This is a genomic window from Streptococcus sp. 1F3 (genome assembly GCF_054968985.1).
On record NZ_JBUEQR010000066.1, the window covers coordinates 1 to 26,210 of the forward strand.

Below are 26,210 nucleotides of genomic sequence, written 5' to 3' on the forward strand. Positions count from 1 at the left end.
GCAGCCCAAACAGACTGCGGTGTGCAGTCAAAATGTTCCGCTATTTCACGGAGAAAGGCATCTGGATGCTCTGAGACAAACTTCTGAAGTTGCTCCAGTGGCAATTTTCTAGGACGTGGTGAACGCTTTTTAACCGCCAAAGTCCCGTGATGTTTTAACTGTTGTTCCCATAAATAGAGGGTGTTTGTGCTAATATTAAAGAGCTGACAAGCTTCTTTGCGAGTATGACCTTCGTCTTGAACAAACGAAATCACTCGTTTTCTAAAATCTAAATCATATGCCATAACTTTAGTATACCATAATTATTGCGTTACTGGTTTAAAACTGATTGCCTATATAGGCAATGAAGCTCCAAATCTAAGAGAGTAGCGAAAGAAAGGGAGAAAGAATACAGTCTGCACCTCATTACATGGGGAAAAAAAGCAATCGAAAGGACTGCAATAAGTCGATACCTATTCGTTTCCTAGTCTACTTTTGATTTTTATTGAGTATAAAGCTATTCTATTAAAAAGTCCCAAACCAAAAAATCGCCCACCAAAATTTTAGATGGGCCTTATTTTGTATGATGATTCTAGGTTAGGGCTATCCCCCAGTTTTTGGGATTAGTTTTTTACTGAATCGGCAATTTCTGGGTTTGCAAAGGCATCATCCATAATATCTTTCAACTGCTTAGCAGATGCTTGCATTTTTTGTAATTCGGCGTCGCTCAACGGGATATTTACTGGACGCACGATACCATGCGCACCGATAATTGCTGGTTGTCCGATAAAGACATCTTCTACCCCTTCGTATTGACCTGCTTGGTAAACAGAAAGTGGGAGTACAGCATTTTCGTCATCAAAGATAGCTTTAGTGATACGTGCAAGTGCAGCACCGATACCGTAGTAAGTCGCTCCTTTTTTGTTGATAATAGAGTAAGCAGCATCACGAACAGATACAAACAAGTCTACAAGACCTTGCTCATCAATATCGCGGTTATCTTGCAACCAACGCTCTAATTTAACCCCTGCAACGTTTGCGTGTGACCATACGGCAAATTCTGAATCACCGTGCTCACCCATGATGTAAGCATGGACTGAACGTGCATCAATCCCAATTCTCTCAGCAAGCGCCTGACGAAAACGAGCAGAGTCAAGTGAAGTACCAGAACCGATAACGCGTTCTTTAGGGAAACCAGAGAATTTCCATGTTGAATAAGTAAGGATGTCTACTGGATTAGCTGCTACAAGGAAAATACCATTGAAGCCAGAAGCCACAATTTCGCTTACAATTTGTTGGTTGATACGAAGATTTTTCTCGATTAGTTGGAGACGAGTTTCACCTGGTTTTTGTGGCAAACCTGCTGTAAGAACAACAAGATCTGCATCGTGGGCATCAGAATATTCGGCTGAGTAGATCTTTTTAGGTGAAGTAAAGGCAAGAGCATGGCTTAAATCTTCTGCATCACCTTGCGTGCGATCTTTGTTGATATCAACGATACCTAATTCTTGACCAATTCCTTGGTTGACAAGTGCATAAGCATAGGCAGAACCTACAGCACCATCACCGACAAGGATTACTTTTTTATGTTGTTTAGTTGCAGTCATCTTCTAAACATCTCCTTCGTTTTATTTGGGGACAGGTGTCCCGACCATTTATCATTCTAGCACTTTTTAGGTAGTTTGTCACTTGTGAAAGACGCTTTGAAAATGTTTACATTATGGCTTCTCAACAAGAAAATTTCTTCACAATATGTTATAATATAATAGATAATTTCTAGAGAAAAGAGACAGATTTAATGCATGATAAGAATTTAGTAGATGTAAATCTGACTAAGGAAATGAAGACCAGTTTCATTGACTATGCAATGAGCGTTATCGTCGCTCGGGCTCTTCCCGATGTAAGAGATGGGCTAAAGCCTGTTCATCGTCGTATTTTATACGGAATGAATGAATTGGGAATTACACCAGATAAACCCCATAAGAAATCTGCCCGTATTACAGGAGATGTTATGGGTAAGTATCACCCACATGGGGATAGTGCAATTTATGAGGCGATGGTGCGGATGGCTCAATGGTGGAGTTATCGTTACATGCTGGTGGATGGTCATGGAAACTTTGGTTCGATGGACGGTGATGGTGCAGCGGCACAACGTTATACCGAGGCCCGAATGACCAAAATTGCTCTTGAAATGTTGCGAGACATCAATAAGAATACGGTCAATTTTGCAGATAACTATGACGCTAGCGAGCGCGAACCAGAGGTTTTACCAGCTCGCTTCCCTAACCTCTTGGTCAATGGTACCACAGGGATTGCTGTTGGGATGGCAACCAATATTCCTCCCCACAATCTTGGTGAAACGATTGAAGCGGTGAATTTGATCATCGACAATCCAGAAGCAACTACTCGAGATATTATGGAAGTCTTACCTGGACCTGACTTTCCAACGGGTGCTCTTGTTATGGGGAAATCAGGTATCCATCGTGCTTATGAAACAGGGAAGGGTTCAATCGTTCTGCGTTCTCGGACAGAAATCGAGGAATACGGGAATGGACGTGAACGTATCGTTGTGACGGAATTTCCTTATATGGTCAATAAAACCAAGGTTCATGAACATATTGTTCGCTTGGTGCAGGAAAAGCGGATTGATGGTATTACAGCTGTTAGGGATGAATCCAACCGTGAAGGGGTGCGCTTTGTCATTGAAGTGAGGCGAGACGCCTCTGCTAATGTCATTTTAAATAACCTTTTCAAATTGACCCAGCTTCAGACCAACTTCAGCTTTAATATGCTTGCTATCCAAAATGGTGTACCAAAGATTCTTTCTGTTCGTCAAATTTTAGATGCCTATGTAGAACACCAAAAAGAAGTGGTGACCCGTAGAACTCAATTTGATAAAGAAAAGGCTGAAGCCCGTGCCCATATTTTAGAAGGATTATTGATTGCCCTTGACCATATTGATGAAGTGATTAAGGTCATTCGTAACAGTGAGACAGATGCGATTGCTCAAGCTGAATTGATGAGTCGCTTTGAATTATCAGAACGCCAGAGTCAAGCTATTTTAGATATGCGTCTGCGCCGTTTAACAGGATTGGAACGTGATAAAATCCAATCAGAATACGATGAATTGCTTGCCCTAATTGCAGATTTGGCAGATATTTTGGCTAAGCCAGAGCGTGTCGTACAAATCATCAAGGAAGAATTAGAAGAAATTAAACGCAAATATGCCGATCCTCGTCGGACAGAATTGATGGTTGGAGAAGTTTTATCGTTAGAAGATGAAGACTTGATTGAAGAGACAGATGTGCTGATTACGCTATCGAATCAAGGGTATATCAAACGTTTGGCTCAAGATGAATTCCATGCTCAGAAACGTGGGGGGCGTGGTGTCCAAGGAACAGGGGTCAAAGATGATGATTTTGTTCGTGAATTGGTTTCTACTAGCACGCATGACCGGCTTTTGTTCTTTACTAATAAAGGACGGGTCTACCGCCTGAAAGGGTATGAAATTCCTGAATACGGTCGTACAGCCAAGGGGCTTCCAGTTGTCAATCTCTTAAAATTGGAAGAAGAGGAATCCATCCAGACTATTATCAATGTGACGAGGGAACAAGAAGAAGGGCACTATCTCTTCTTTACTACCCGCCAAGGGATTGTCAAACGGACTAGCGTTTCCGAATTTGGAAATATTCGTCAAAACGGCTTGAAGGCTCTTAATTTAAAAGAAGATGATGAATTGATCAATGTCTTCTTGACAGATGGTCAAACAGATGTCATTATGGGCTCTAAATTAGGTTATGCTGTTCGTTTCACAGAAACAGATGTTCGTGATATGGGTCGGATTGCTACTGGTGTGCGGGGTATGAGACTACGTGAGGGGGATTGCCTTGTTGGTGCAGCGGTTGTCTCAGACGACCAAGAGGTTCTTGTTTTGACAGAAAATGGTTTCGGAAAACGGACACCCGCTTCAGACTATCCTACCAAAGGTCGTGGTGGTAAAGGGATTAAGACTGTTAAGGTCGCGGAAAAGAATGGCTACCTAGCGGGCTTGACCACGATTTCAGGTAAAGAAGACATTATGGTCATTACAGATACAGGTGTCATCATTCGGACAAATGTAGCGAATATTTCCCAAACGGGTCGTGCGACCATGGGGGTGAAAGTGATGCGTCTGGATGAAGAAGCACGTATTGTAACCTTTGCCTTAGTGGATGCTGTGGATTCTAAAGATGTAGAGGAAGAATAAGCTAATGAGTAATCGAAAACGTCCTAGTAATAAAAAAACAAGCGGCATTTGGAGAAAGATCCTGGCAGGGATTCTCCTCCTTATCGCTATTGCCTTAATTTTTAACACCTCCATTCGTAATATGATTATTGCCTGGAACAGTAATCGGTATCAGGTAGCGAAAGTGACCGAAGCCGACATTGAGAAAAATAGGCAGGCAGAAACTACTTTTGATTTTGAACAGGTAGAGTCTATCTCGACAGAGGCTGTTCTGAAAGCGCAATGGAACTCACAAGAATTGCCTGTTATCGGGGGAATTGCAATTCCAGATTTGAATGTAAATCTTCCCATTTTTAAAGGCTTATCGAATGTTGCACTTATGTACGGTGCAGGAACGATGAAAGAAACTCAAGAGATGGGACAAGGCAATTATGCACTTGCTAGCCACCATATCTTTGGGATTGCTGGTGCTAGCGAAACCCTCTTTTCACCAATTGAAAAAGCAAAAGAGGGAATGAAGATTTATTTGACAGATAAACAGAATGTTTATACTTATGTTGTGACGAGCGTACAGTCAGTTACTCCAGAGAGTGTCTATGTTATCGATGATATTGAAGGACAAACAGAAGTAACGCTTGTTACCTGTGAAGATTTGGAAGCGACTATGCGGACCATTGTGAAAGGGACATTGGAAAGTAGTATCCCTTATAATGAAGCTCCCAAAGATGTATTGAAATACTTTGAGAAAAAGTATAATCAGGTTCAATTATAAGAAACTTAACCGAAACTGCGATAAATACCAGTTTCTAAAAACAAGGAAGAATCGATTCTTCTTTGTTTTTTATTTCGACTGAACGTTTAATCGTTGTTTAGTATACTTTTAAAAAAATCTTTTTAAACTTCATCAGAGTCGCCGCCTTGCTGTATGCTACGATAGGCACTTGCTTTTGCAAGCTCTATTCCCACCTCATATAGTCGCAGCAACCTTGGGCTAGCTTCCTAGTTTACTTTTTGATTTTTATTGAGTATACATTAGTGGCTATGAAGAAATTATTTTACGAATAAATAGGGTAAGGAGGAATAAGCAAGATGTACAAAATTGCATTTAATGAAGAATGCTTATTGCCACGTGAACGATTACTAGAGGTCGGTGCTGAACGCCTTAGTAACCAAGAATTGTTGGCAATCTTTATCCGTACGGGTACAAAAACGCAACCTGTTTCTGTCGTCTCCAATAACCTATTATCGAAGATTGATAATCTTGCGATGCTAAAGGATTTATCCATTGCTGAATTACAGGAGTTAGCAGGTATTGGTCAAGTCAAGGCAATTGAGATCAAGGCTATGGTTGAGCTAGGAAGAAGAATCAATCAGTCCGAGTTGATTGTCGAGGAACAGATTGTAGGCAGTGAATTATTAGCTAGAAGAATGATCCAAGAATTTGGTTCAAAGAAGCAGGAACATTTGGTCGCCCTCTATCTGGATACCCAGAACAAGATTATTAGCCAGCGTACTATTTTCATTGGTAGTGTTAATCGTAGTATTGCAGAGCCTCGAGAGATTTTACATTATGCAGTTAAATACATGGCGACCTCAATCATTATTGTCCATAATCACCCCTCAGGCTTTGTCCAACCCAGTCGCAATGATATTCGTTTTACAGAGACATTAAAAAAGTCCTGTGATATTCTAGGGCTGATACTCTTAGATCATTTAATTGTCGGGCAAGCAAGCTACTATAGTTTGCGTGAAGAAAATCAGCTAGGATAAGAATTGGAGATATATAGTTGTTTGGTTTACTTTTAGTACTAGGCAAGAAGTTGCAGGCTGCTTCAACAGTCTAAGGACTGTTGAAGGTTGGAAATCATACTGACGATAGTCAGTAACAATCGTAGAGTAGGGCAAAGCGAGTTCCAATCATCTAGTAGATGATTGGAAGTTGGAAATAGGGAAACGGAGTTTCGACAATCGTCGAAGCAATAAACGTTAAACTAAATGAGTATAATACTCTTTTAAAATCAAAAGGATACTTGGTCAACTTGCCTTGGTGAAGGCTCGTTCTACCTTCGGCTTCGATTATAAGGAAATGAGCGGTGCTACTCTCATTTCCAACCTTTCACAATTCTTAATTGTGAAAGCTAGTCTACTTTTGATGTTTATTGAGTATAAGTATTCCTTAACGAGAAATTCTACTTTATTTATGATGAAAGCCCCTATCTCTACGACAATATGAAAAAGCTACACATCTCAGCAAATGGTCTTTTACTGGGATATGCAACTTCTTGAATAGAGGCCCATTCAAAAGCAGGATACTGCACTTGTTTGTATTATTATATGCTGTTATAGATTTTAGCAGGATGCAAACCAAAAGCTGATAGGGCCTAACCTTTTCGCATGAAGTAAAGGAGGGTTTGCAATTCACTTGTCAAATCAACATACTGGACAACGACATCTTTTGGAACGGAAAGATTGACAGGAGAGAAGCTTAAGATTCCTTTGACACCTGCCTTGACAAGAGTATTAGCGACTTCCTGGGCCTTGCTACTTGGCACTGTTAAAATAGCCGTTTGAGCATTGGCTTCCTTTATTCTTTCTTCAATCTCTGAAATAGCATAAATAGGGATATTTTCGTCGATGGTGCCGACTGCTGGGTGCTGATCTGCTTCAAAAGCCATCACAATCTTCATTTTATTGCGTTCGTGGAAACGGTAATGAAGGAGGGCACGCCCCATATTTCCGACTCCAACCAACATTACGTTTGTGATAGAATTGTCGTTTAGAATGTCTGCAAAGAAATCCATCAATTTTTTGACATCATAACCAAAGCCACGGCGTCCTAGCTCACCAAAGTAGGAGAAGTCCCGGCGGACAGTAGCAGCATCGATTCCGATAGCTTCAGCAATTTCTTTTGAACTAGCCTTTTCAATATTTCCAGCATGAAATCTTTTGAAGATGCGGTAGTAGATTGATAAACGTTTGGCAGTAGCACGAGGGATAGTAGATTTTTTTTCGTTTTTCACAATCTTTTACTCCTTTTGATTATTTATTCTATTCTAGTAAAAGTTTGTGAAAAAAGCAACAGATTAAACCTGAAAATAAAAGAAAGGAGATTGGGAGAAAGCATCTCTTTCAAAGGACTTGCTCTTGAAAGCAGGCTTTATACTCAATAAAAAGGTTGAGTACACCAATATATCAAAGTGCCTCAACCTCAACTTATTTATTTTTAGGGTTTATTGTTTGTAAATAGCGATATAGGTCACCAATCGAACCCTGATAACCCAAGTCTTCATTATCTTGGGTTAGGGAGACTACTTTTAGGTGATCAGGAATGGTTACACAACCAGAGAAAGCAAGAAGTAGAGCCTCGAAGTTGTCAAAAGTTTGTGAACGAATTTGCTGGTAGGAATCTTGATACCGTAACTCAATCATGCTTTATACCTTCCTTTGTGAAAATATCGCGATCTACTAGGCTATCCATGAGGAAATAAAATTTCTCTTGAATAACTGCATTTCCATCTGCCTTGAAGATATCCACTAAGTGTAGCCCTGATTTATCTGTGATATTGATTTTAAAACCAGTCAAGTCTTTATTGATCATAATTTTAAGGAGGAATCCTTGATTGGAATTGGGGATTTCTTCCAGCATGCGGGTTAATTGATAGTGACCAACAGGAGTTTGTTCAAATGTATTATCCCGCAAGGTGTATTTTTTAATAACTGGACTAATAGAATAGGTATAGTCACAATTTTTTAGCGTTACCGATGTTGTAAAAGCCATTAGTGAGTGCCTCCGATTATTTTATGTAGTTGTTGGACGAGGAAATCCAGCTCCTCTTTGGTATTTTCATATGAAAAGCTGATCCGAATGGATTCTTTTAGCCGATGTGAATGTTGGCTATAAAGGGCTTCAAGGACATGGCTGTTTTGAATAACCCCAGCAGTGCAAGCTGAACCACTCGAAACAGCAATTCCAGCTAAATCCAGTCGCATGAGAAGTTGTTCATTGAGCTGATTTGGAAAACCAATATTGACGATATAAGGTAGACTAGGCCCTGTCTCATTAAGATAATAATCTGTCGCTGTTAATTCTTCCAAGAGGTAGGTCTTCAAATCAGTGACGGTCTGAAAATGTTGATCTAGCTGGGCAGTCTGCTCCTTCAAAGCTGTTGCCATTGCAGCAATTCCCGCAAGATTTTCTGTCCCTGCTCGGTGCTGATTTTCTTGTTGACCACCATGAATGAGTGAGTCAAGGTTGGGAATCCGACTATAGAGGAAGCCCACACCCTTGGGACCGTGAAATTTGTGGGCAGCAGCAGATAAGAAATCAATGCCCAGTTGTCTGGGTGAGATAGGAATTTTCCCAATCGCTTGGACAGCATCTACATGAAAGACTGCTTGGTGTTTTGAAAGGATTTTCCCAATCTCGTGAATGGGAAGCAATAGCCCAGTTTCATTGTTAGCATACATGACACTCACTAAGATAGTATCTGGTCGCAAGGCTTCCTTAATTTGCTGGGCTGATATGACTTGGTTGATAGGCTCAAGATAGCTCACTTCAAAGCCGAAACGCTCTTCCAAATATGCCATTGTATGGAGCACAGCATGGTGCTCAATGGTTGTTGTGATCAGATGTTTGCCCTTATGCTGATTCAAAAGAGCATATCCTTGAATTGCTAGAGTATTGGCTTCTGACCCTCCTGATGTAAAAATGATAGATTCGGGATTTGCATCTAAACATCGTGCAATGTCCAATCTAGCTTGGCGTAGAATAGCATTCGCCTTTCTACCAGCCCAGTGAATACTGGAGGGATTGCCATAGTATTCTTTGGAAATATCCATGAAGGTTTGAAGGGCAGCATCTGATAAAGAGGTTGTTGCTGCATGATCTAAATAAATCAAAGAAAACTCCTAATTATCCTTATTGGGATTAGTAAAGTTAAAGAGTGGGCTGACCGGACGGCGCTCGTGGATACGGATAATTGCGTCTGCGATCAACTTACTAGCAGTAATAAAGGCAATCGTTTGGGGCAATTGTTCTTTGCTAGCTACTGAGTCTGTTACAAGAACCTCTTTAATTGGTGCTTGGTCTAAGAGTTTGGCTGCAGTTCCTGCAAAAAGCCCATGGCTAGCAACAGCATAGATTTCTGTAGCCCCGCCTTCTTGTACGATGCGAGCAGCTTCTGAGAAGGTGCGGCCGGTATTTAAAATATCATCAATTAAAATAGCTGTTTTTCCAGTAACGTCCCCGATAATATAGCCCTCTGTACGGTCTGAATCGTCTTGAGCATAGTCAATAATCGCAATTGGAGAGTTTAGATATTCAGCGAGACTGCGTGCACGTTTGATACCAGAATTTTTAGGGCTAACGATGACAACTTCATCACCGCATAAGCCTTTTTCCATATAATGCTCAGCAAATAGTGGAACTGTAAAGAGGTTGTCTACTGGAATGTCGAAGAAGCCCTGTACTTGCACTGCGTGCAAGTCAAGTGAAAGCACACGGTCGACACCTGCCTTGACAAGCATGTTAGCAACGAGTTTTGCTGTAATTGGTTCGCGAGGAGCAGCAGTACGGTCTTGACGAGCATAGCCAAAATAAGGCATTACGACTGTAACAGAATGGGCACTTGCCCGCTTACATGCGTCTACCGTAATCAGCAATTCCCAGAGATGGTTGTTCACAGGATAGCTGGTTGATTGAATGATGTAGACATCTACACCACGGACACTCTCTTCAATGTTCACTTGAATTTCCCCATCTGAGAATTGGCGAGTGGTCATTTTTCCAAGAGGAATGCCCGATGCTTCTGCAATTTTTTCTGCGATTGCACGGTTGGCATTTAAAGAAAATAGTTTAATTTGTTTATCACCGTAAGGTTGAACCATGATCTGAAATACTCCTTTTATTCGATAGTTCTATTCTATCAGAAAATCTAAAAATTTTCAGTACTGAAATTCAATTAAGAGGTGAGAGCGTTAAAAGCACACAGTGAAAATAGGAAATCTGACGAGTGAAAAGCTCCAGTGGAGGTTTTCAGCCCCTAAAGGGATTCTCAGCTGTAATCGGCTAAAGCCCAAACAAGCTGCCTATCTTTTTCACACAGTGTACCAAGAGAAGAAACTCTCCACTAGATAGATTCTTCCGTATCCGCAGAGTGAACGGAGTTTATAAGTGCTACAGCAAAATAGGTGGTCAAGCATGCTTCCAACTTTGTTACGCTCCCTTTTATATACAAGCTATTTTCAAGGTTTAGTGCTTCTAATTTATACTGAGGCATGATTGTTAAGGATTTAGCTTGAGGGCAGTAGCTGTACGAGCAACCTTGCTGCTAGCATATTTGAAGTGAATTTGGCGTTGTTTTAGATACTCTTGAAAAGCTAGTTTTCCTCGTTGGGCATCTAAGACCTCGACTTCAAGTTCATAGTCTGTCCGATTTGCATAACTATTTTTATCAAGAGCCATTAAGCCAATTGGAGTTTCCTTTTCATAACGTTTGGTCGTCAGATGTCCCCAGACGTTTAAGTGCTCCAGCGAAATTCCAGTCTGTCGGATTAGCTCGAGAATCTCTCCTTTAGGTAACTCTACCTTTTGAATAATGGCTTTTGCCTCTTCTAAGCTTAAGGCTTGATTATACTCTTGATTCCCGATTTTCTGTGGAATTTTCAGGGTCAACTCGGCGTACTGTTCCAAGGTTCGAACACGTAGGGAGAAGCGATGTTTGCGGAGGTTGAAATCGGGTGTATCAATATAGTAGTTGGTCTGAAGTAAGGGAGCAATACCGGAAAATTCGCTGGTCAAGTCTTCAAATTCGGTCTTGGTTAGGAGCGTCTTGTATTCAATTTCTAGATGACTTTTTTTCATAGGATAAAACCTTTTCGTATGGTATAATAGTTCTTGTGTTATTCTATTATAAAAACGAGTATTTGACAAGAAAGGAGTAAGCATGGAAATGAATTGGGAAGAGTTTTTAGACCCTTATATTCAAGCGGTTGGAGAATTAAAAATCAAACTGCGTGGGGTTCGTAAACAATACCGTAAAGCCCATAAGCATTCACCAATTGAATTTGTGACGGGACGTGTCAAGCCGATTGAATCGATCAAAGAAAAGATGGCATTACGACATATTCAATTAGAAAACTTGGCTCAGGATATGCAAGATATAGCAGGTGTTCGGATCATGGTACAATTTGTTGATGATGTGGAAGAGGTGCTTGAAATCCTTAGGAAGCGAAAGGATATGCAGATTGTCCATGAACGTGACTACATCAATAACATGAAATCATCTGGCTACCGTTCCTATCATGTCGTGATTGAGTATCCAGTTGATACTATTAACGGTAATGAAACGGTACTGGCTGAGATTCAGATTCGAACTTTGTCCATGAACTTTTGGGCCACCATTGAACATTCCTTGAATTATAAGTACAAGGGGAATTTTCCAGAAGAAATTAAGAAGCGCTTGGAAATTACAGCCAAGATTGCTTACCAATTAGATGAGGAGATGCGCAAAATCCGCGACGATATTCAAGAGGCACAGGTTCTATTTGACCCTGCCCATCGCAAGTTGAATGACGGAGTAGGAAATAGCGACGACACAGATGAAGAATACAGATAGAAAAAAAATCGCCTTGCTTAGTAGTAAAAATCCTAAAAGTCAGGCTGTCATGAATGAGCTTTGGATCAAGTTGAAAGAAGCACATTTTATTTTGACACCGAAAAAACCAGATATCGTAATTTCAATCGGGGGTGATGGCATGCTGTTATCTGCCTTTCATAAGTATGAAGCAATGATGGATCAGGTTCGATTTGTCGGTATTCATACAGGACATCTTGGTTTTTATACTGATTATCGCGATTTTGAAGTGGATAAATTGATTGAGAATTTGAAATTGGATACAGGAGCTCGGGTGTCTTATCCGATTTTGCATGTTCGGGTCAAGCTGATAAATGGACGTGAGATTGTGATGCGTGCCTTGAATGAAGCTACGATTAAGCGCCTGTCCAAAACGATGGTAGCCGATGTCCTCATTAACAAGGTGCCTTTTGAACGCTTCCGCGGTGATGGTATTTCGGTATCGACGCCAACAGGATCCACAGCCTATAATAAATCATTGGGCGGTGCGGTTTTACATCCGACTATCGAAGCCTTACAGATCGCTGAAGTAGCTAGTTTGAACAATCGTGTTTATCGGACCTTGGGATCTTCGATTGTCGTTCCTAAAAAAGACAAAATTGTCATTGAACCAAAGCATGATGACAGGTATTCTATATCTATTGATAATCGGACTTTTATCTATGATAAGATTGAACAGATTGAGTACCAGATTGATAATAGTAAGATTCATTTTTTAGCGACCCCGAGCCACACTAGCTTCTGGAATCGGGTTAAGGATGCCTTTATCGGTGAGGTGGAGTAATGCGCTTTGAATTTACTGTGGATCAGCATGTCAAAATCAAGACTTTCTTGAAAAAGCACGATATTTCAAAAGGGCTATTGGCAAAGATTAAGTATGAAGGCGGAGCCATTGTTGTCAATGGACAACCGCAGAATGCGACTTACTTGCTAGATATTGGAGATCACCTCTACATCGATATTCCAAGTGAGGAGGATTTGACAGGAAAGTTAGAGCCGATTGTCTATCCCTTGGATATTGTCTATGAGGATCAGCATTTTATGCTCATCAACAAGCCAGCTGGCTTTGCTTCCATTCCAAGTGCTTTGCATTCTTCAACAATTGCAAATTTTGTCAAAGGCTACTATATTGAGCAAGGGTATGAAAACAAGCAAGTTCATATTGTAACACGTCTGGATCGGGATACCTCGGGTCTCATGCTCTTTGCCAAACATGGATATGCTCATGCTAGATTGGATAAGCAATTGCAACAAAAGTTGATTCAAAAGCGTTATTTTGCCCTAGTACATGGTTCAGGTAAGTTAGAGCAAGGTGGTGATATTATTGCTCCGATTGGGCGACCAGAAGATAGTATTATTACACGCCATGTGACCCCTACAGGTAAATATGCCCATACTTCTTACGAAATTGTCCAGTCTTGGGGCGATGTCCATTTGGTGGATATTCGTCTTCATACCGGAAGAACGCATCAGATCCGAGTACACTTTTCCCACATCGGTTTTCCTTTGTTGGGGGACGACTTGTACGGCGGGAGGATGGATTATGGGATTGAAAGGCAGGCTCTGCATTGTCACAGGATTGCTTTTTTTAACCCATTTACTGAAAAAGAGTTAATTTGTGAAAGCGATTTGACAAATGACTTTAAAAGCGTTATTATAGGTTTGCAAAATAAAATTTAGAACTGGTATTCATTGAAGTACCTTGCTTTAGATGCTAATGTTCTGCTGTCAATGTTCGATCAGCTTGTTCGCTTATCTTACTTTCGACCCCTTGCCATTGTTGATGTTCGTATAAAAAGGACGGAGAGACGATGCTAATAGGGAGAAGAGTGGTAGCGAGTGGAAGTTGGGCGGTTTGGAGCTCTTTTTCAAGGCTCAGGCTAGTAGTTGAAAGCATACTGGCTATATCTTGAAAAAGAAGGGACGACTAGCAGAAAATAGCCTTGAGTGGGAGTATTGGGTGTGGATACAGGTTCTTAAAGGAGAGAAAAATGGGAATTCGTTCGTTATTTGGTGGTTTGCGTGAAAAAATTGTGGGGCAACACATTAAAATTGTCTTTCCTGAGGGAAATGATGAGCGCGTGGTTCGTGCTGCTGCACGTCTGAAATTTGAGGGCTTGCTAGAGCCGGTTATCCTCGGTAATCCAGGTGAGGTGCGTGCTCTTTTGTCAGAATTAGGATTTGCTGATCCAAACTGTACGATTATTGATCCGAATGAATATACGGAATTTGAAGCGATGAAAGCAGCCTTTGTTGAAGTTCGCAAAGGAAAGGCGACCATGGAGGATGCTGATCGTCTACTTCGCGATGTGAACTATTTTGGTGTTATGTTGGTAAAAATGGGCTTGGCTGATGGAATGGTCTCAGGTGCCATTCATTCGACCGCTGATACCGTTCGTCCAGCTCTTCAAATTATTAAAACGAAACCAGGTATTTCTCGTACATCAGGTGTCTTCTTGATGAATCGTGAAAATACAAATGAACGGTATGTCTTTGCAGACTGTGCGATTAACATTGACCCAAATGCTCAAGAATTGGCTGAAATTGCGGTGAATACAGCAGAAACAGCTCGTATCTTTGATATTGATCCTAAGGTTGCTATGTTGAGCTTCTCCACCAAAGGTAGTGGTAAAGCGCCACAGGTTGAGAAAGTAGCAGATGCAACCCGTATTGCGAAGGAATTGGCTCCTGATTTAGCCTTGGACGGAGAATTGCAATTTGATGCTGCCTTCGTGCCAGAAACGGCAGCGATCAAAGCGCCAGATAGCGATGTGGCTGGTCAGGCAAATGTTTTTGTCTTCCCAGATTTGCAGGCAGGAAATATTGGATATAAAATTGCACAACGCTTGGGAATGTTTGATGCGATTGGTCCTATTTTGCAAGGATTGAATATGCCTGTCAATGATCTTTCTCGTGGCTCAAGTGCTGATGACATCTATAAATTAGCGATTATTACTGCTGCACAAGCTCTAGAAAATGAAGAGTAGTATGAAGCGATTTAGGAAGTATGGGAAGGGCTATTTGAAAGAAGCGATTCTTGCTCCCTTATTTAAACTGATGGAAGCCTGTTTTGAACTTGCTGTCCCTCTCATTATTGCCTTTATTATTGATACTATTATTCCTCATAGCAATCACGGTCAGTTGATTGCTATGATTTTGTTATTGGTCCTTTTTGCAATCATTGGTGTTATTGTGGCTCTGACAGCCCAATATTATTCAGCCAAGGCAGCAGTAGGCTACACCAAGGAACTCACTCAGGATCTTTATAAAAAAGTCTTGTCTCTTCCCAAGGCCAGCCGTGATCGTCTATCAAGTGATAGTTTATTGACACGCTTGACAAACGATACCTTGCAGATTCAGACGGGGATTAACATTTTCTTACGTCTTTTTTTGCGGGCACCGATTGTTGTCTTTGGTTCTCTAGTGATGGCGTTTTACATTAGTCCTAGTCTTTCTCTAAATTTCATAGGGATGATTCTTCTCTTGTTTTTGACTGTTTCTGGTGTCTCGCTAATGGCAAGCAAGGTCTACCTGCTCATGAGAAAAAGTTTGGATCGTTTGGTTGGACAAATCCGTGAAACCATTACAGGGCTTCGGCTTATCCGAGCTTTTGGACAAAGTAGGCGGGAGATAAAGGTTTTTCAACAGTTGAATCAAACCTATACTCGTCAGCAATTAACAGCAGGTTTCTGGGCTTCTTTACTGACCCCAGCAACTTTTTTAGTGGTCAATGGCACCTTACTTATTCTGATTTATCAAGGTAAACTAGCAATTGCTCAAGGGCTTCTGGATCAGGGAATGCTGGTTGCTCTCATCAACTATTTATCTCAAATTTTGGTTGAATTAGTGAAGATGGTCATGGTTATTTCTAATCTAAATCAAAGTTTTATCAGCGCAGGTCGTTTGAATGACATTTTTGAGCAAGAATCAGAAGATATTGACAGGCCCTTTGATTATTCAGATTATTCAGAAGAGTGGACTTTGGTTGTTAACAATCTATCATTTGCCTATACAGCAGCCGCCGCAAATACATTGACAGAGCTTTCCTTTCGGATTAAAAAGGGAGAATTTTTTGGGATTATCGGAGGAACAGGTGCTGGTAAGTCGACCTTGGTTGACGTATTGTTGCAACTCTATCCAGTTGAGCCGAACCATCTGGCCTTATTTAAACCAGATGGTTATTCACCGCTGAATCTGAAAGAATGGCGCGAGCAGTTTGCTCTGGTTGGGCAACAGGCACAACTTTTTAGTGGGACAGTGCGTTCTAATCTCTTATTAGGCAAACCATCAGCGTCAGATACAGATATATGGCGAGCCTTAGAGATAGCACAAGCCAAGGACTTTGTCTTTGAAAAAGGTGGTCTGGAAGCAAATGTAGAGGCTTTTGGTCGCAATTTTTCAGGAGGTCAGCGCCAGCGGTTGACCATTGCACGTGCCCTCTTGCAGGAAGCTCCAATTCTGATTTTAGATGATGCAACCTCAGCTCTAGATTATTTGACAGAAAGAAACTTATTGGCAGCTATTGGACGAACATTGCCTAATAAATTGCTGATTATGATTTCACAGCGGACGAATAGTCTCTCGCAGGCGGATCAGATTTTGGTATTGGATCAAGGAAAGCAAGTCGGTTTGGGCTGTCATGAGGACTTACTTCAGACTTGTGCCATTTATCAAGAGATCGATCAATCTCAGCATGGTCAGGAGGTATCGCATGAAAGCTAGAAGTAGTTTAGGGCAACTCTTGCCTCGTATGTTGCGACAGCCTGTTCGAGTTAGCACTATTTTACTCGGAAGTCTAGCTCAGGTGCTTTTATCGGTCTATTTACCAGTTTTGATTGGACAAGCAGTAGATGCGGTCTTGCTTGAGAGGACGGGAGACCTCTTTATTCAGTTGTTGTTGACCATGGCTTTGGTGATTGTCATCAATACAATCATTCAATTCCTTTTACCCATCTTTGTCAATCGATTGATTTTTCAGGTAATGAATGAATTACGAGAGGAAGTCTATGAAAAAATTCATGGCTTACCTCTGTCCTATTTAGATCGTCAGAGTATCGGGGATATTGTAGCGCGCATTGCTAGTGATAGCGAACAATTAAGCAATGGACTAACGATGATTTTCAGTCAATTTTTGACGGGGGTTTTAACGATTTTCTTGACTATTTTTAGTATGTCAAGCTTAGATGTCACCATGATGGTCTTAGTAGTCGTTTTGACGCCTATCTCGCTTTTTGTAGCCCGCTTCATTGCTAAAAAAAGCTATGGCTACTATCAACAACAGACTGCATCTCGGGGGGAGCAGACTAAATTATTGGAAGAAAGTATCCGTCAGTTACCGTTGATTCAAGCATTTAATGCACAGGAACAATTTGTCAGCAGGTTCAAGCTATCGAATCAAACCTATGCTAGTTATTCGAAAGCAGCGATTTTTGCTTCTTCTACTAGTAATCCGATGACGCGCTTTATCAATGCACTGATTTATGCCTTGCTAGCGGGACTTGGTGCTATGCGGATTATGGCGGGGACTTTTACAGTGGGTGAACTCACGACTTTTCTGAATTATGCTAGCCAGTATACAAAGCCTTTTAATGATATATCATCTGTTCTATCAGAATTGCAAAGTGCCCTTGTATGTGCTGAACGGCTTTTTGAGCTATTGAACCAAGAATCTGTTGAAGACGGTGATGTTCTAGCATTGATAGAAGAAGAGGTGCAAGGGCATATTCAATTTGAGGAAATTCATTTTTCTTACACTCCTTTAATCCCCTTGATTGAGAATTTGACGGTTGATGTTCCAGCAGGTTCTAGAGTAGCAATTGTAGGACCGACTGGTGCTGGAAAATCGACGCTTATCAATCTGCTGATGCGTTTTTATGAAGTGAATCAAGGCAAGATTTTGTTAGATGAAGTCCCAATTTCTTGCTATAGTCGGGCGGATTTTAGGCGGCAAATTGGCATGGTTTTACAGGAAACCTGGATTAAGACAGGGACAATCCATGAAAATATTGCTTATGGTTACCCTCAAGCGACACGAGAAATGGTCATAGAGGCAGCTAAGGCTGCGAATGCAGATTTCTTTATTCGCCAGTTGCCACAAGGTTATGATACAGAGTTGAGCGATGGAGGTGCTTCTTTATCTCAAGGCCAACGGCAATTGCTGTCTATTGCCCGTATCTTTGTTCATCTGCCAAAAATTCTGATTTTAGATGAGGCGACTTCATCTATTGATACAAGGACAGAAATTCTTGTCCAGCAGGCTTTTGAACGTCTAATGCAGGGGCGAACTAGCTTCATCATTGCCCATCGTCTATCAACGATTCGGTCTGCGGATTTGATTTTAGTCATGGTAGGAGGTCAAATTGTGGAGCAGGGGAACCACGAGCAGCTCATGCAGGCAAAAGGAGTTTACTACCAGATGCAGACAACGAAGATGTGAGGACGTGAAGAAAATGGCAAGAAAAATAGGGAATCGGAGAAGATTACCTGAATCGATACGATTCATCTTTTTTCTAGCATTTTTAGTCCGAACTCAGTTAAATAAGATACGAGGGCGTATAAAAAGCGAACGCACCCAACGGCATCCGTATCTGTAAAACGAGCAAGCTCGTAACAGCTACAGCAAAAATAGAAGACTGACGACGTGTTCGATGAACACGAGGAAGAGTCTATCCTTACAGGAATCTATACACAAGTTACAAACTTCATTTGTCATATCAAGTATCCACCCACAGTCTATCCCCAGACTGTTGGTGCTAGCTAAAGCTAGAATAGCTATTCTTTTTTCGAAAAAGTAAGGGAAAAACAGCTTCCATCCCATTGATGATTTGCATTGAATAAGGTTGAAAATGATTTTTTTGATGCTTTGATTATTTTTACAGCGTATTCGACTAGCGACTAGAGGGATAGGTGGTATTTATGGTATACTGGTTCTATGTTTGATTTTAAAAAATATGGCGTTGACATGTGGCAAGAAGATAAGATAGAGGCATTTAGACGAGCTTTGCTTGATTGGTATGACAAGAATAAGCGTGACTTACCTTGGCGACACACGAAAGATCCTTATGCGATTTGGGTTTCTGAAATTATGCTCCAACAGACACGGGTTGATACGGTAAAACCTTATTATGAGCGTTTTTTGTATCACCTACCGACCATTCAAGACTTGGCTGAAGCACCAGAAGAAGTGATTTTAAAACTTTGGGAGGGTTTGGGATATTATTCACGGGTCCGTAATATGCAGGAAGCTGCTCTGCAAATGGTAGGGGAATTTGGCGGCTCTTTTCCGACAACCTATGCAGAAATTGCAAGCCTAAAGGGGATTGGACCTTATACTGCAGGTGCGATTGCTAGTATCGCTTTTGATCTACCAGAACCGGCTGTAGATGGTAATGTTATGCGGGTCATCAGTCGCTTATTTGAAGTGGATTATGACATTGGTGTGCCAGGTAACCGTAAGATTTTTCAAGCAATTATGGAAGAATTGATCGATCCAGATCGACCGGGAGATTTTAATCAGGCGCTAATGGATTTGGGGTCAGATATTGAGGGGCCTGTCAATCCACGTCCTGAAGCTAGTCCGATCAAGGACTTCAGTGCAGCCTATCTCAATGGAACGATGGACAAATATCCGATAAAGGCACCCAAGAAAAAACCGCTTCCAGTTGCCTATCAGGCATTTGTTGTCCGAAATGAAAAAAATGAGTTTTTACTTGAAAAAAATCAGCACTCTACATTATTGGCAGGCTTCTGGTCATTTCCTTTGTTAGAAAGAGGTGCAATTCTACCACCGCAAGTATCCTTATTTGAAGTAGCAGAGGAAGGTCCGCAAGTGGATATGTTTAAGGAGTTTAGTAAGACGTATCCCTTATCAGTTGAATGGCAGGCGACTACATTTTCACCAGTCCACCATGTCTTTAGCCATCGCAAATGGCAGATTGACATTATAGAGGGCTATACTTCAAGTGCGGGTGTTCCAACGGATAGGGAAATCCAATGGGTTGCAGTTGAAGATTTTCACCGCTATCCTTTTGCAAAACCGCAACAAAAGATGTGGGACAGCTATTTGGCTGGAAAGCAAGATTTGAAACAAGGAGTTGAAAAGTAGATCTAGGCAGGAGTTATCCTCTTGCTCCTCCCTCTTTAAAACAGGTATTATAGCCACTAAGGGTGGTAAGTTTTCACATGGTATACTCATTTAGTTTAACTTTTATTACTTCAAGGATTGTGGAAACTCCGTTTCCCTATTTCCAACTTCCAATCATCTAGAAGATGATTGAAACTCGCTTTGCCGTACTCTACGATTGTTACTGACTATCGTCAGTATGATTTCCAACCTTCAACAGTCATTAGACTGTTGAAGCAGCCTGCAGCTCGTTGCCTAGTACTAAAAGTAAACGAAACAACTATATAGTCTGCGGATGATAGCAGTAACCTACATTGATATGAGGAGGTGACACATTTCAAACCTCCCCTAGTCTCTTAGACTTCGTTAATTTGATTCCATGGTTGAAAGGTAGTCAGAAACGGAGATTGTTTGTGAATAAAAGAAATATTCCTCGAAGCAACAACTTCGAGGAATATTTCTTTTAATAGTGAGTTTTCTGCTGGCTATGAGGAGCAATTATGCCTCTTTTACAAAGGTGTTAATTTCAGCTTCAATAGCAGCGATTTTAGTTTCGGCTTCCTGGCTATCTGCGCCAACAGTTGCAATGTAGAACTTGATTTTTGGTTCAGTTCCAGATGGACGCACAGCAAACCAAGAATTGTCTGTTAGGGTATACTTCAAGACATTGCTCGGTGGAGTAGATAGGGTAGAAACCTTACCGTCCTTGTCTGTAGCTGTTTGCTCTTGGAAGTCTTCTAATAAGGCAATTTCTGTTTGGTTGAATTGGGTAGGGGCATTGCCACGGAATTTATCCATGATCTTCTTGATTTCTGCTTTACCATCAACCCCTGACAAGGTGACGGAAATTGTTTTTTCTGCGTAGTAGCCATATTCTGTAAAGATTCGGTCAATACCGTCAGCCAAGGTCAAGCCTTGAGAGCGGTAGTAGGCAGCAATTTCTGCGACGATTAGGACAGCTTGGATAGCATCTTTGTCACGGACAAAGGGCTTGATGAGGTAACCAAAACTTTCTTCAAAGCCAAACATGTAAGTATGGTTGTGTCTTTCTTCAAATTCTTGGATTTTTTCCGCAATAAACTTGAAGCCGGTCAAGACATTAAACATGGTGGCACCATAGCTTTCTGCAATCTTGGTTACGAGTTCAGTCGATACGATTGATTTCGCAAGGGCAGCATTGGCTGGCAGGGTACCAGCTTGTTTGTGGGCTTCTAAGATATATTTAGCGATGAGCGCTCCAATTTGGTTACCAGAAAGATTGCGATAGCTACCATCTGCTTGGCGAATTTCTACTCCGAGACGGTCAGCATCTGGGTCTGTTGCGACCAGAACATCAGCATCGACTTGACGCCCCAATTCTTCCGCAAGGGCAAAGGCTGATTGGCTTTCTGGGTTTGGTGATGAGACGGTTGAGAAATCAGGGTCTGGCTTTGCTTGACTTTCGACCACTTGGACAGATTCAAAGCCAGCTTGGGCAAGAGCACGACGAGCCAACATTTCACCAGTACCATGAAGCGGAGTGAAGACAATCTTCATATCGCGACCGTATTCATTAATGAGATCTTGATTGATAGTTACATCCTTGATTTCTTTAAGGTATTCCTTATCAACCGCTTCACCAATCACTTCGATGAGACCACTTTGCTTGGCTGTTTCTAAATCGGCTACCGCAATTGCAAAGGGGTCCGTAATTTCACGGATATAGTTTGTAAGAGAATCCGCATCTGCTGGAGGCATTTGACCACCGTCTTCTCCATATACCTTATAGCCATTGTAAGGAGCAGGGTTATGGCTGGCAGTGATCATAATTCCAGCAACAGTATGAAGGTGGCGAACAGCAAAGGAAAGTTCAGGTGTTGGCCGTAATTCTTCAAAGACATATGCTTTGATTCCATGCTCTGCGAGTACTCGAGCTGCATCAAAGGCAAATTCCTGTGAGAAATGGCGTGAATCATAAGCAATGGCAACCCCTCTGTCCATGGCTTCTTGACCTTTTGACTCGATGAGACGTGCCAATCCCTCAGTGGCTTGGCGGACAACATAAATGTTGATACGGTTGGTTCCTGCACCAATCAACCCACGCATACCAGCTGTTCCAAACTCAAGAGATGTATAAAAGGCATCTTCTTTTTGTTTTTCGTTCATATTACATAGGTCTTCTCGTAAATAAGCAGGGAGTTCTGCATAGTTGAGCCAGGTTTGATACTGTTCTTGGTAAGTCATAGTATTCTCCTTTTTTTTATATTCTCTTAAACGCTTTCATTATACCATTTTTGAAAAGAAAAAGCACGCTTTCACGTGATTTTCTGATTATTTTTTTGCTTTTTGCAAGGTAGGAACGATAGCCGTTGTGAGAAAGGCTACAATTATCATTTCAGCGATGGAATTTGTCCCGATAATACTCATAAGCATCGCGCGAATATCCCCATTATATACTCCAGAAAAGAGGAAGAAGATACTTCCAAGAACAAAGACAGTATTGGTCATTGAGCCAATCGCTCCAGCGACTAAAAGTCCTGTCTGCTTTTGAGATAGGCGATAGACGAAGTAAGGTGTGATACCGATTAAAATTCGTGGCACGATGGCAACAAGGAGAGAGTACCATTGTCCATTTTGAACGAAGGGTGAAAAGAGGTAGCTGGTCGGTAGGAGGTAGATTGTATTGTGAGCAACACTCAATATCCCCATCAGACCTCCCAGGGTAGCCCCTATTTTAGGACCATAAAGAATAGAAGCGATAATGACAGGCAGATGGACAATCGTAGGCTTGATTGGGAAAGGAAAAAGATTGAAGATAATGGAGCTGATGATGTCAATCACAATCATCACTGCAAAAAAGATAGCTAGTGTTGCAATTTGGGTTGATTTAGTTTGTTTCATGAAGCGTTTCACTCACTTTCTCTAAAATAAGATGAATATCCGTTAGGGCACCAATGCCGACATCGCCACAGGCTAGCAAGGCCTCACGCGGAGGAATCACTTGAAAACCATAGCTTTGAAGGTGCTCTAGATTCTGCTGGGTAGCAGGATTGAGGTACATATTGGTGTTCATGGCTGGAGCAATCAGCCGTGGTATTGTAGCCGGTAGGGCAAGAGCAAGAGCGGTCACGATGTTATCAGCAAAGCCATGTGCAAGTTTTGCGATGGTTTGGGCAGAAGCAGGAGCGACTAAAAATAAGTCGGTTTGCTTGGCAAGGTCAATATGCTGGATTGAGCTTGGGTCTTCCTCTGTCATCAGGTCTGTGTAGACCGGATTTTTTGAGAGGGCTTGAAAGGTCAAGGGGGTGATAAAATGGGTAGCAGAAGTGGTCATTAAGACGGTGACCGAGTGTCCTAGTTTTCCGAGCTGGCTGGTCAAGTCTGCTGCCTTATAAGCGGATATAGAGCCTGTGACGGCAAGAGTGATACGTGCCATACTATCTCCTTTTTTCTAATACTTTTTCGAAAATGATATCTGCAATTTCTTCCTTTGTTTGAGCAGGATAAACCTCTTCTTTGGTAAGTAGATAGGCAATGTGTTTGGTTGGACTAATGTCTGTCAAATCATTAGCAAGGATATAGTCAGCTTGATTGTTGACAAGACTTGCGCGTGCGACTTGAAAGAGTTCTTCTTTTGAGACATTGACCAAGAGTTTGAAGCCGATCAGCTGAATGGCAGGATTCCATTGCTTGATGTAGGAGATTACCTTGGGTGTCTTTTTGAGAAAGAGTACCTGGTATTCATCATTTGAGGATATCTTTCCTTCAAGGTTGGTCTCAGTCAGGAGGCTGTCGATATTTTTTGTAGCTTTTACTTGCTCTAAACCTGTCATATAAACAGGGCTGTAATCAGATACTGCCATACTATGGATAATGGCATCATGTATTGGGACAAGTGTTTCCAAGGTATGAAGAAGACTTGTAACATCACTGATTTCCACAATCGTTAACTGATTGTGAGGTTGTGGCTTAACAGCTGTCTTAGTGGTTACTAGCGTTACATCAAGCTGGGCTTCTAAGCATTTTTCAGCGATGATTTTGCCCAAATGACCTGTAGCGTGGTTGGTAATGGAGCGGACGCGGTCAATGGCTTCGCTGGTCCCGCCAGAGGTAATCAAAATTTTCATGCTTATATTGTACTAGAAAATCTGCTTTAGGTAAAGTTTTAGGAGTGTTCTTATTCCTACATTTTTATTAAACATTTCTATCTTATTTTCCCCTATTTTTTTACTTGCAGTCTGATGCTTTTTCTCAACTATCTACATGGGTTAGGAAATATCCCTTTTGAATGCAGATGCTTTAGTGTAAGGATATTTCCTTTTTTAGCTGAATGTTTCTGGAGATATTTAGTTAGAAATAAGTAAAATCCGTATGTTTAAAATAATATCATCTAAAAACGTGCGTTTTCGTGAAGTTTTTGATATACTATTCTCAATAAAAAAGATGGGAGCTATTATGAAAACAGATATTGAAATTGCTCAAAGTGTCGTATTACAGCCGATTGTAGATGTGGTCGAAAAAGTAGGACTTAGCTACGATGATTTGGAATTATACGGAAAATACAAGGCTAAATTAGCCTTTGACAAGATTGAAGCTGTCAAGGAGAATAATCTTGGGAAGCTGATTTTGGTAACAGCTATCAATCCCACGCCTGCTGGAGAGGGAAAGTCAACGGTGACGATCGGTCTAGCAGATGCCTTGTCTAAGATTGGTAAGAAAACGATGATTGCTCTTCGCGAACCATCGCTTGGTCCTGTTATGGGGATTAAGGGTGGTGCTGCAGGTGGAGGCTATGCCCAGGTCTTGCCGATGGAAGACATCAATCTCCATTTTACAGGTGACATGCATGCCATTACAACAGCTAATAATGCTCTTTCTGCCTTGATTGATAACCATATCCATCAAGGAAATAGTTTGGGAATCGATCAACGCCGCATTATCTGGAAGCGCGTGGTGGATTTGAATGATCGTGCTCTGCGCAAGGTGACCGTTGGCTTGGGTTCTCCTTTAAACGGCATTCCACGTGAGGACGGCTTTGATATTACAGTTGCCTCTGAAATCATGGCTATTTTGTGCTTAGCAACAGATTTGAAGGATTTGAAAGAACGCTTGGCGAATATCATGATTGGCTATCGCTTTGATCGTAGTCCGGTCTATGTCAGAGATTTAGCAGTAGAGGGAGCTTTAGCCCTGCTCTTGAAAGAAGCTTTGAAGCCCAATCTTGTTCAGACGATTTACGGTACTCCTGCCTTTGTACACGGCGGTCCCTTTGCTAATATTGCCCATGGCTGTAACTCTGTTTTAGCGACTTCTACAGCCCTTCGTTTGGCAGATTATGTAGTGACAGAAGCAGGATTTGGTGCAGACTTGGGTGCAGAGAAATTTCTTGATATCAAAACCCCAAATCTGCCAAAAGCTCCCGATGCCGTTGTGATTGTTGCTACTTTGCGTGCCCTTAAAATGCATGGCGGTGTAAAGAAAGACAAGCTTTCTGCTGAAAATGTTGAAGCAGTCCGAGCAGGATTTGCCAACCTTAAACGTCATATTGAAAATATACAAAAATATGGTATTCCAGCAGTCGTCGCTATTAACGAATTTGTATCGGATACACCAGCAGAAATTGCGACCTTGGAAGAACTATGCCTAGAAATAAGTGTACCAGTTTCGCTTACAAGTGTCTGGGCAAGAGGTGCTGAAGGTGGAATTGACTTAGCAGAAACCCTTGTCAAAACCATTACGACAAGCCCTGCCAATTATGAGCATCTCTACCAGTCAGAGGATAGTTTAGAAACAAAAGTGACCAAGATTGTAACCGAGATTTACGGTGGGACAGGAGTGGTCTTTGAGAAGAAGGCTCGTACTCAGTTGGCAGAGTTTGCCAAGTATGGTTGGGATAAACTTCCTGTCTGCATGGCAAAAACGCAATACAGCTTTTCAGATGATCCAACAGCCCTCGGTGCACCGGAAGACTTTGAAGTTACTGTGCGTGAATTTGTACCCAAGCTAGGTGCTGGATTCATCGTGGCTCTTACAGGTGATGTCATGACCATGCCAGGCTTACCGAAGTCTCCTGCTGCTCTCAATATGGATGTAGCTGATGATGGGACTGCGATTGGGCTGTTTTAATCCCCGTTGACAGCGCCCTCTGGGTGGCAAGGTATGTTGTGGAATACCTCAAAAAGAAAATACTTTATTGATTACCAAGTTAGAGTGAGGAGGGTCGTGACTTTGAAAGTTCGACCTACCCACTCTTTTTTCATGAAGAAGTGGC

Annotated in this window: 24 protein-coding genes; 11 read left to right on the forward strand and 13 right to left on the reverse strand. The window is 41.6% G+C overall.

Annotated features, from left to right (window positions below; genetic code table 11):
• Both ACVPON_RS06085 and ACVPON_RS06090 read right to left on the reverse strand, forming a co-directional pair.
• Positions 1 to 284: IS630 transposase-related protein (locus tag ACVPON_RS06085; protein ID WP_462877186.1), on the reverse strand; the 284-nt coding region annotated here is incomplete at its 3' end.
• Positions 285 to 602: 318 nt separating this feature from the next.
• Positions 603 to 1,586 (reverse strand): L-lactate dehydrogenase, encoded by a 984-nt coding sequence (locus ACVPON_RS06090; protein ID WP_462877188.1) that lies wholly within the window; start codon positions 1,584 to 1,586, stop codon positions 603 to 605.
• A 191-nt stretch (positions 1,587 to 1,777) separates the two neighbouring features.
• Here ACVPON_RS06090 and gyrA point away from each other — a divergent pair, with 191 nt between their 5' ends.
• The 3 genes from gyrA to radC all read left to right on the forward strand — a co-directional run bounded on the left by gyrA (position 1,778) and on the right by radC (position 5,974).
• Positions 1,778 to 4,225, forward strand: a complete 2,448-nt coding sequence (gyrA, locus tag ACVPON_RS06095; RefSeq protein WP_462877191.1) for a DNA gyrase subunit A — start codon at positions 1,778 to 1,780, stop codon at positions 4,223 to 4,225.
• A gap of 4 nt (positions 4,226 to 4,229) precedes the next feature.
• The gene (locus ACVPON_RS06100; RefSeq protein WP_462877192.1) at positions 4,230 to 4,976 is read left to right on the forward strand and encodes a class A sortase; all 747 of its coding nucleotides are present in this window, start codon (positions 4,230 to 4,232) and stop codon (positions 4,974 to 4,976) included.
• 317 nt (positions 4,977 to 5,293) lie between these two features.
• Positions 5,294 to 5,974 (forward strand): RadC family protein, encoded by a 681-nt coding sequence (gene radC / locus ACVPON_RS06105; protein WP_462877194.1) that lies wholly within the window; start codon positions 5,294 to 5,296, stop codon positions 5,972 to 5,974.
• 611 nt (positions 5,975 to 6,585) lie between these two features.
• Here the strand turns inward: radC and ACVPON_RS06110 are convergent.
• The 6 genes from ACVPON_RS06110 to ACVPON_RS06135 form a co-directional block, all read right to left on the reverse strand.
• Positions 6,586 to 7,224: a redox-sensing transcriptional repressor Rex gene (locus tag ACVPON_RS06110; RefSeq protein ID WP_462877196.1), complete on the reverse strand. Its 639-nt coding sequence runs from the start codon at positions 7,222 to 7,224 to the stop codon at positions 6,586 to 6,588.
• A gap of 193 nt (positions 7,225 to 7,417) precedes the next feature.
• Complete coding sequence (locus ACVPON_RS06115) at positions 7,418 to 7,633, reverse strand: DUF4649 family protein (protein ID WP_462877197.1); 216 nt, start codon at positions 7,631 to 7,633, stop codon at positions 7,418 to 7,420.
• A complete protein-coding gene (locus ACVPON_RS06120; RefSeq protein ID WP_462877199.1) occupies positions 7,626 to 7,982 on the reverse strand; it encodes a DUF1831 domain-containing protein in 357 nt (118 codons plus the stop codon). The genes ACVPON_RS06115 and ACVPON_RS06120 overlap by 8 nt, the downstream gene beginning before the upstream one ends.
• Entirely contained in the window at positions 7,982 to 9,103 is a 1,122-nt protein-coding gene (locus ACVPON_RS06125; protein WP_462877201.1) for a cysteine desulfurase family protein, read from the reverse strand. The genes ACVPON_RS06120 and ACVPON_RS06125 overlap by 1 nt, the downstream gene beginning before the upstream one ends.
• A 9-nt stretch (positions 9,104 to 9,112) precedes the next feature.
• Positions 9,113 to 10,090: a ribose-phosphate diphosphokinase gene (locus ACVPON_RS06130; protein WP_462877203.1), complete on the reverse strand. Its 978-nt coding sequence runs from the start codon at positions 10,088 to 10,090 to the stop codon at positions 9,113 to 9,115.
• A gap of 397 nt (positions 10,091 to 10,487) precedes the next feature.
• Positions 10,488 to 11,066 (reverse strand): CYTH domain-containing protein, encoded by a 579-nt coding sequence (locus tag ACVPON_RS06135; protein ID WP_462877205.1) that lies wholly within the window; start codon positions 11,064 to 11,066, stop codon positions 10,488 to 10,490.
• Positions 11,067 to 11,148: 82 nt separating this feature from the next.
• Here ACVPON_RS06135 and ACVPON_RS06140 point away from each other — a divergent pair, with 82 nt between their 5' ends.
• Genes ACVPON_RS06140 through ACVPON_RS06150 form a run of 3 tightly spaced genes read left to right on the forward strand, consistent with a single transcriptional unit; the run spans position 11,149 to position 13,518 of the window.
• The gene (locus tag ACVPON_RS06140; protein ID WP_462877207.1) at positions 11,149 to 11,820 is read left to right on the forward strand and encodes a GTP pyrophosphokinase; all 672 of its coding nucleotides are present in this window, start codon (positions 11,149 to 11,151) and stop codon (positions 11,818 to 11,820) included.
• Positions 11,804 to 12,622: an NAD kinase gene (locus tag ACVPON_RS06145; RefSeq protein WP_462877209.1), complete on the forward strand. Its 819-nt coding sequence runs from the start codon at positions 11,804 to 11,806 to the stop codon at positions 12,620 to 12,622. The genes ACVPON_RS06140 and ACVPON_RS06145 overlap by 17 nt, the downstream gene beginning before the upstream one ends.
• A complete protein-coding gene (locus ACVPON_RS06150; RefSeq protein ID WP_462877211.1) occupies positions 12,622 to 13,518 on the forward strand; it encodes an RluA family pseudouridine synthase in 897 nt (298 codons plus the stop codon). Before ACVPON_RS06145 ends, ACVPON_RS06150 begins: the two co-directional genes overlap by 1 nt.
• A gap of 34 nt (positions 13,519 to 13,552) precedes the next feature.
• Here ACVPON_RS06150 and ACVPON_RS06155 read toward each other — a convergent pair whose 3' ends face one another.
• Positions 13,553 to 13,735 (reverse strand): hypothetical protein, encoded by a 183-nt coding sequence (locus ACVPON_RS06155; protein WP_462877213.1) that lies wholly within the window; start codon positions 13,733 to 13,735, stop codon positions 13,553 to 13,555.
• A gap of 94 nt (positions 13,736 to 13,829) precedes the next feature.
• Between ACVPON_RS06155 and pta the strand changes: the two genes are divergently transcribed.
• The 4 genes from pta to mutY all read left to right on the forward strand — a co-directional run bounded on the left by pta (position 13,830) and on the right by mutY (position 19,942).
• Entirely contained in the window at positions 13,830 to 14,825 is a 996-nt protein-coding gene (gene pta, locus ACVPON_RS06160) for a phosphate acetyltransferase (RefSeq protein ID WP_462877215.1), read from the forward strand.
• Between the two features lies 1 nt (position 14,826).
• Positions 14,827 to 16,560: an ABC transporter ATP-binding protein gene (locus tag ACVPON_RS06165; protein WP_462877217.1), complete on the forward strand. Its 1,734-nt coding sequence runs from the start codon at positions 14,827 to 14,829 to the stop codon at positions 16,558 to 16,560.
• Positions 16,550 to 18,274 carry an ABC transporter ATP-binding protein gene (locus ACVPON_RS06170; protein ID WP_462877219.1) on the forward strand — a complete coding sequence of 575 codons (1,725 nt, stop codon included), beginning with the start codon at positions 16,550 to 16,552 and terminating at the stop codon, positions 18,272 to 18,274. The genes ACVPON_RS06165 and ACVPON_RS06170 overlap by 11 nt, the downstream gene beginning before the upstream one ends.
• A 495-nt stretch (positions 18,275 to 18,769) precedes the next feature.
• Complete coding sequence (mutY, locus tag ACVPON_RS06175) at positions 18,770 to 19,942, forward strand: A/G-specific adenine glycosylase (RefSeq protein WP_462877222.1); 1,173 nt, start codon at positions 18,770 to 18,772, stop codon at positions 19,940 to 19,942.
• A 516-nt stretch (positions 19,943 to 20,458) separates the two neighbouring features.
• Here the strand turns inward: mutY and ACVPON_RS06180 are convergent.
• The 4 genes from ACVPON_RS06180 to ACVPON_RS06195 all read right to left on the reverse strand — a co-directional run bounded on the left by ACVPON_RS06180 (position 20,459) and on the right by ACVPON_RS06195 (position 24,066).
• Positions 20,459 to 22,183, reverse strand: a complete 1,725-nt coding sequence (locus tag ACVPON_RS06180; RefSeq protein ID WP_462877224.1) for a phospho-sugar mutase — start codon at positions 22,181 to 22,183, stop codon at positions 20,459 to 20,461.
• Positions 22,184 to 22,270: 87 nt separating this feature from the next.
• A complete protein-coding gene (locus tag ACVPON_RS06185) occupies positions 22,271 to 22,840 on the reverse strand; it encodes an ECF transporter S component (RefSeq protein ID WP_462877226.1) in 570 nt (189 codons plus the stop codon).
• Complete coding sequence (coaC, locus tag ACVPON_RS06190) at positions 22,827 to 23,375, reverse strand: phosphopantothenoylcysteine decarboxylase (RefSeq protein ID WP_462877228.1); 549 nt, start codon at positions 23,373 to 23,375, stop codon at positions 22,827 to 22,829. The genes ACVPON_RS06185 and coaC overlap by 14 nt, the downstream gene beginning before the upstream one ends.
• A gap of 1 nt (position 23,376) precedes the next feature.
• The gene (locus ACVPON_RS06195) at positions 23,377 to 24,066 is read right to left on the reverse strand and encodes a phosphopantothenate--cysteine ligase (protein WP_462877230.1); all 690 of its coding nucleotides are present in this window, start codon (positions 24,064 to 24,066) and stop codon (positions 23,377 to 23,379) included.
• Between the two features lie 328 nt (positions 24,067 to 24,394).
• Between ACVPON_RS06195 and ACVPON_RS06200 the strand changes: the two genes are divergently transcribed.
• Positions 24,395 to 26,065 (forward strand): formate--tetrahydrofolate ligase, encoded by a 1,671-nt coding sequence (locus ACVPON_RS06200; protein ID WP_462877232.1) that lies wholly within the window; start codon positions 24,395 to 24,397, stop codon positions 26,063 to 26,065.
• Positions 26,066 to 26,210: the final 145 nt, after the last annotated feature.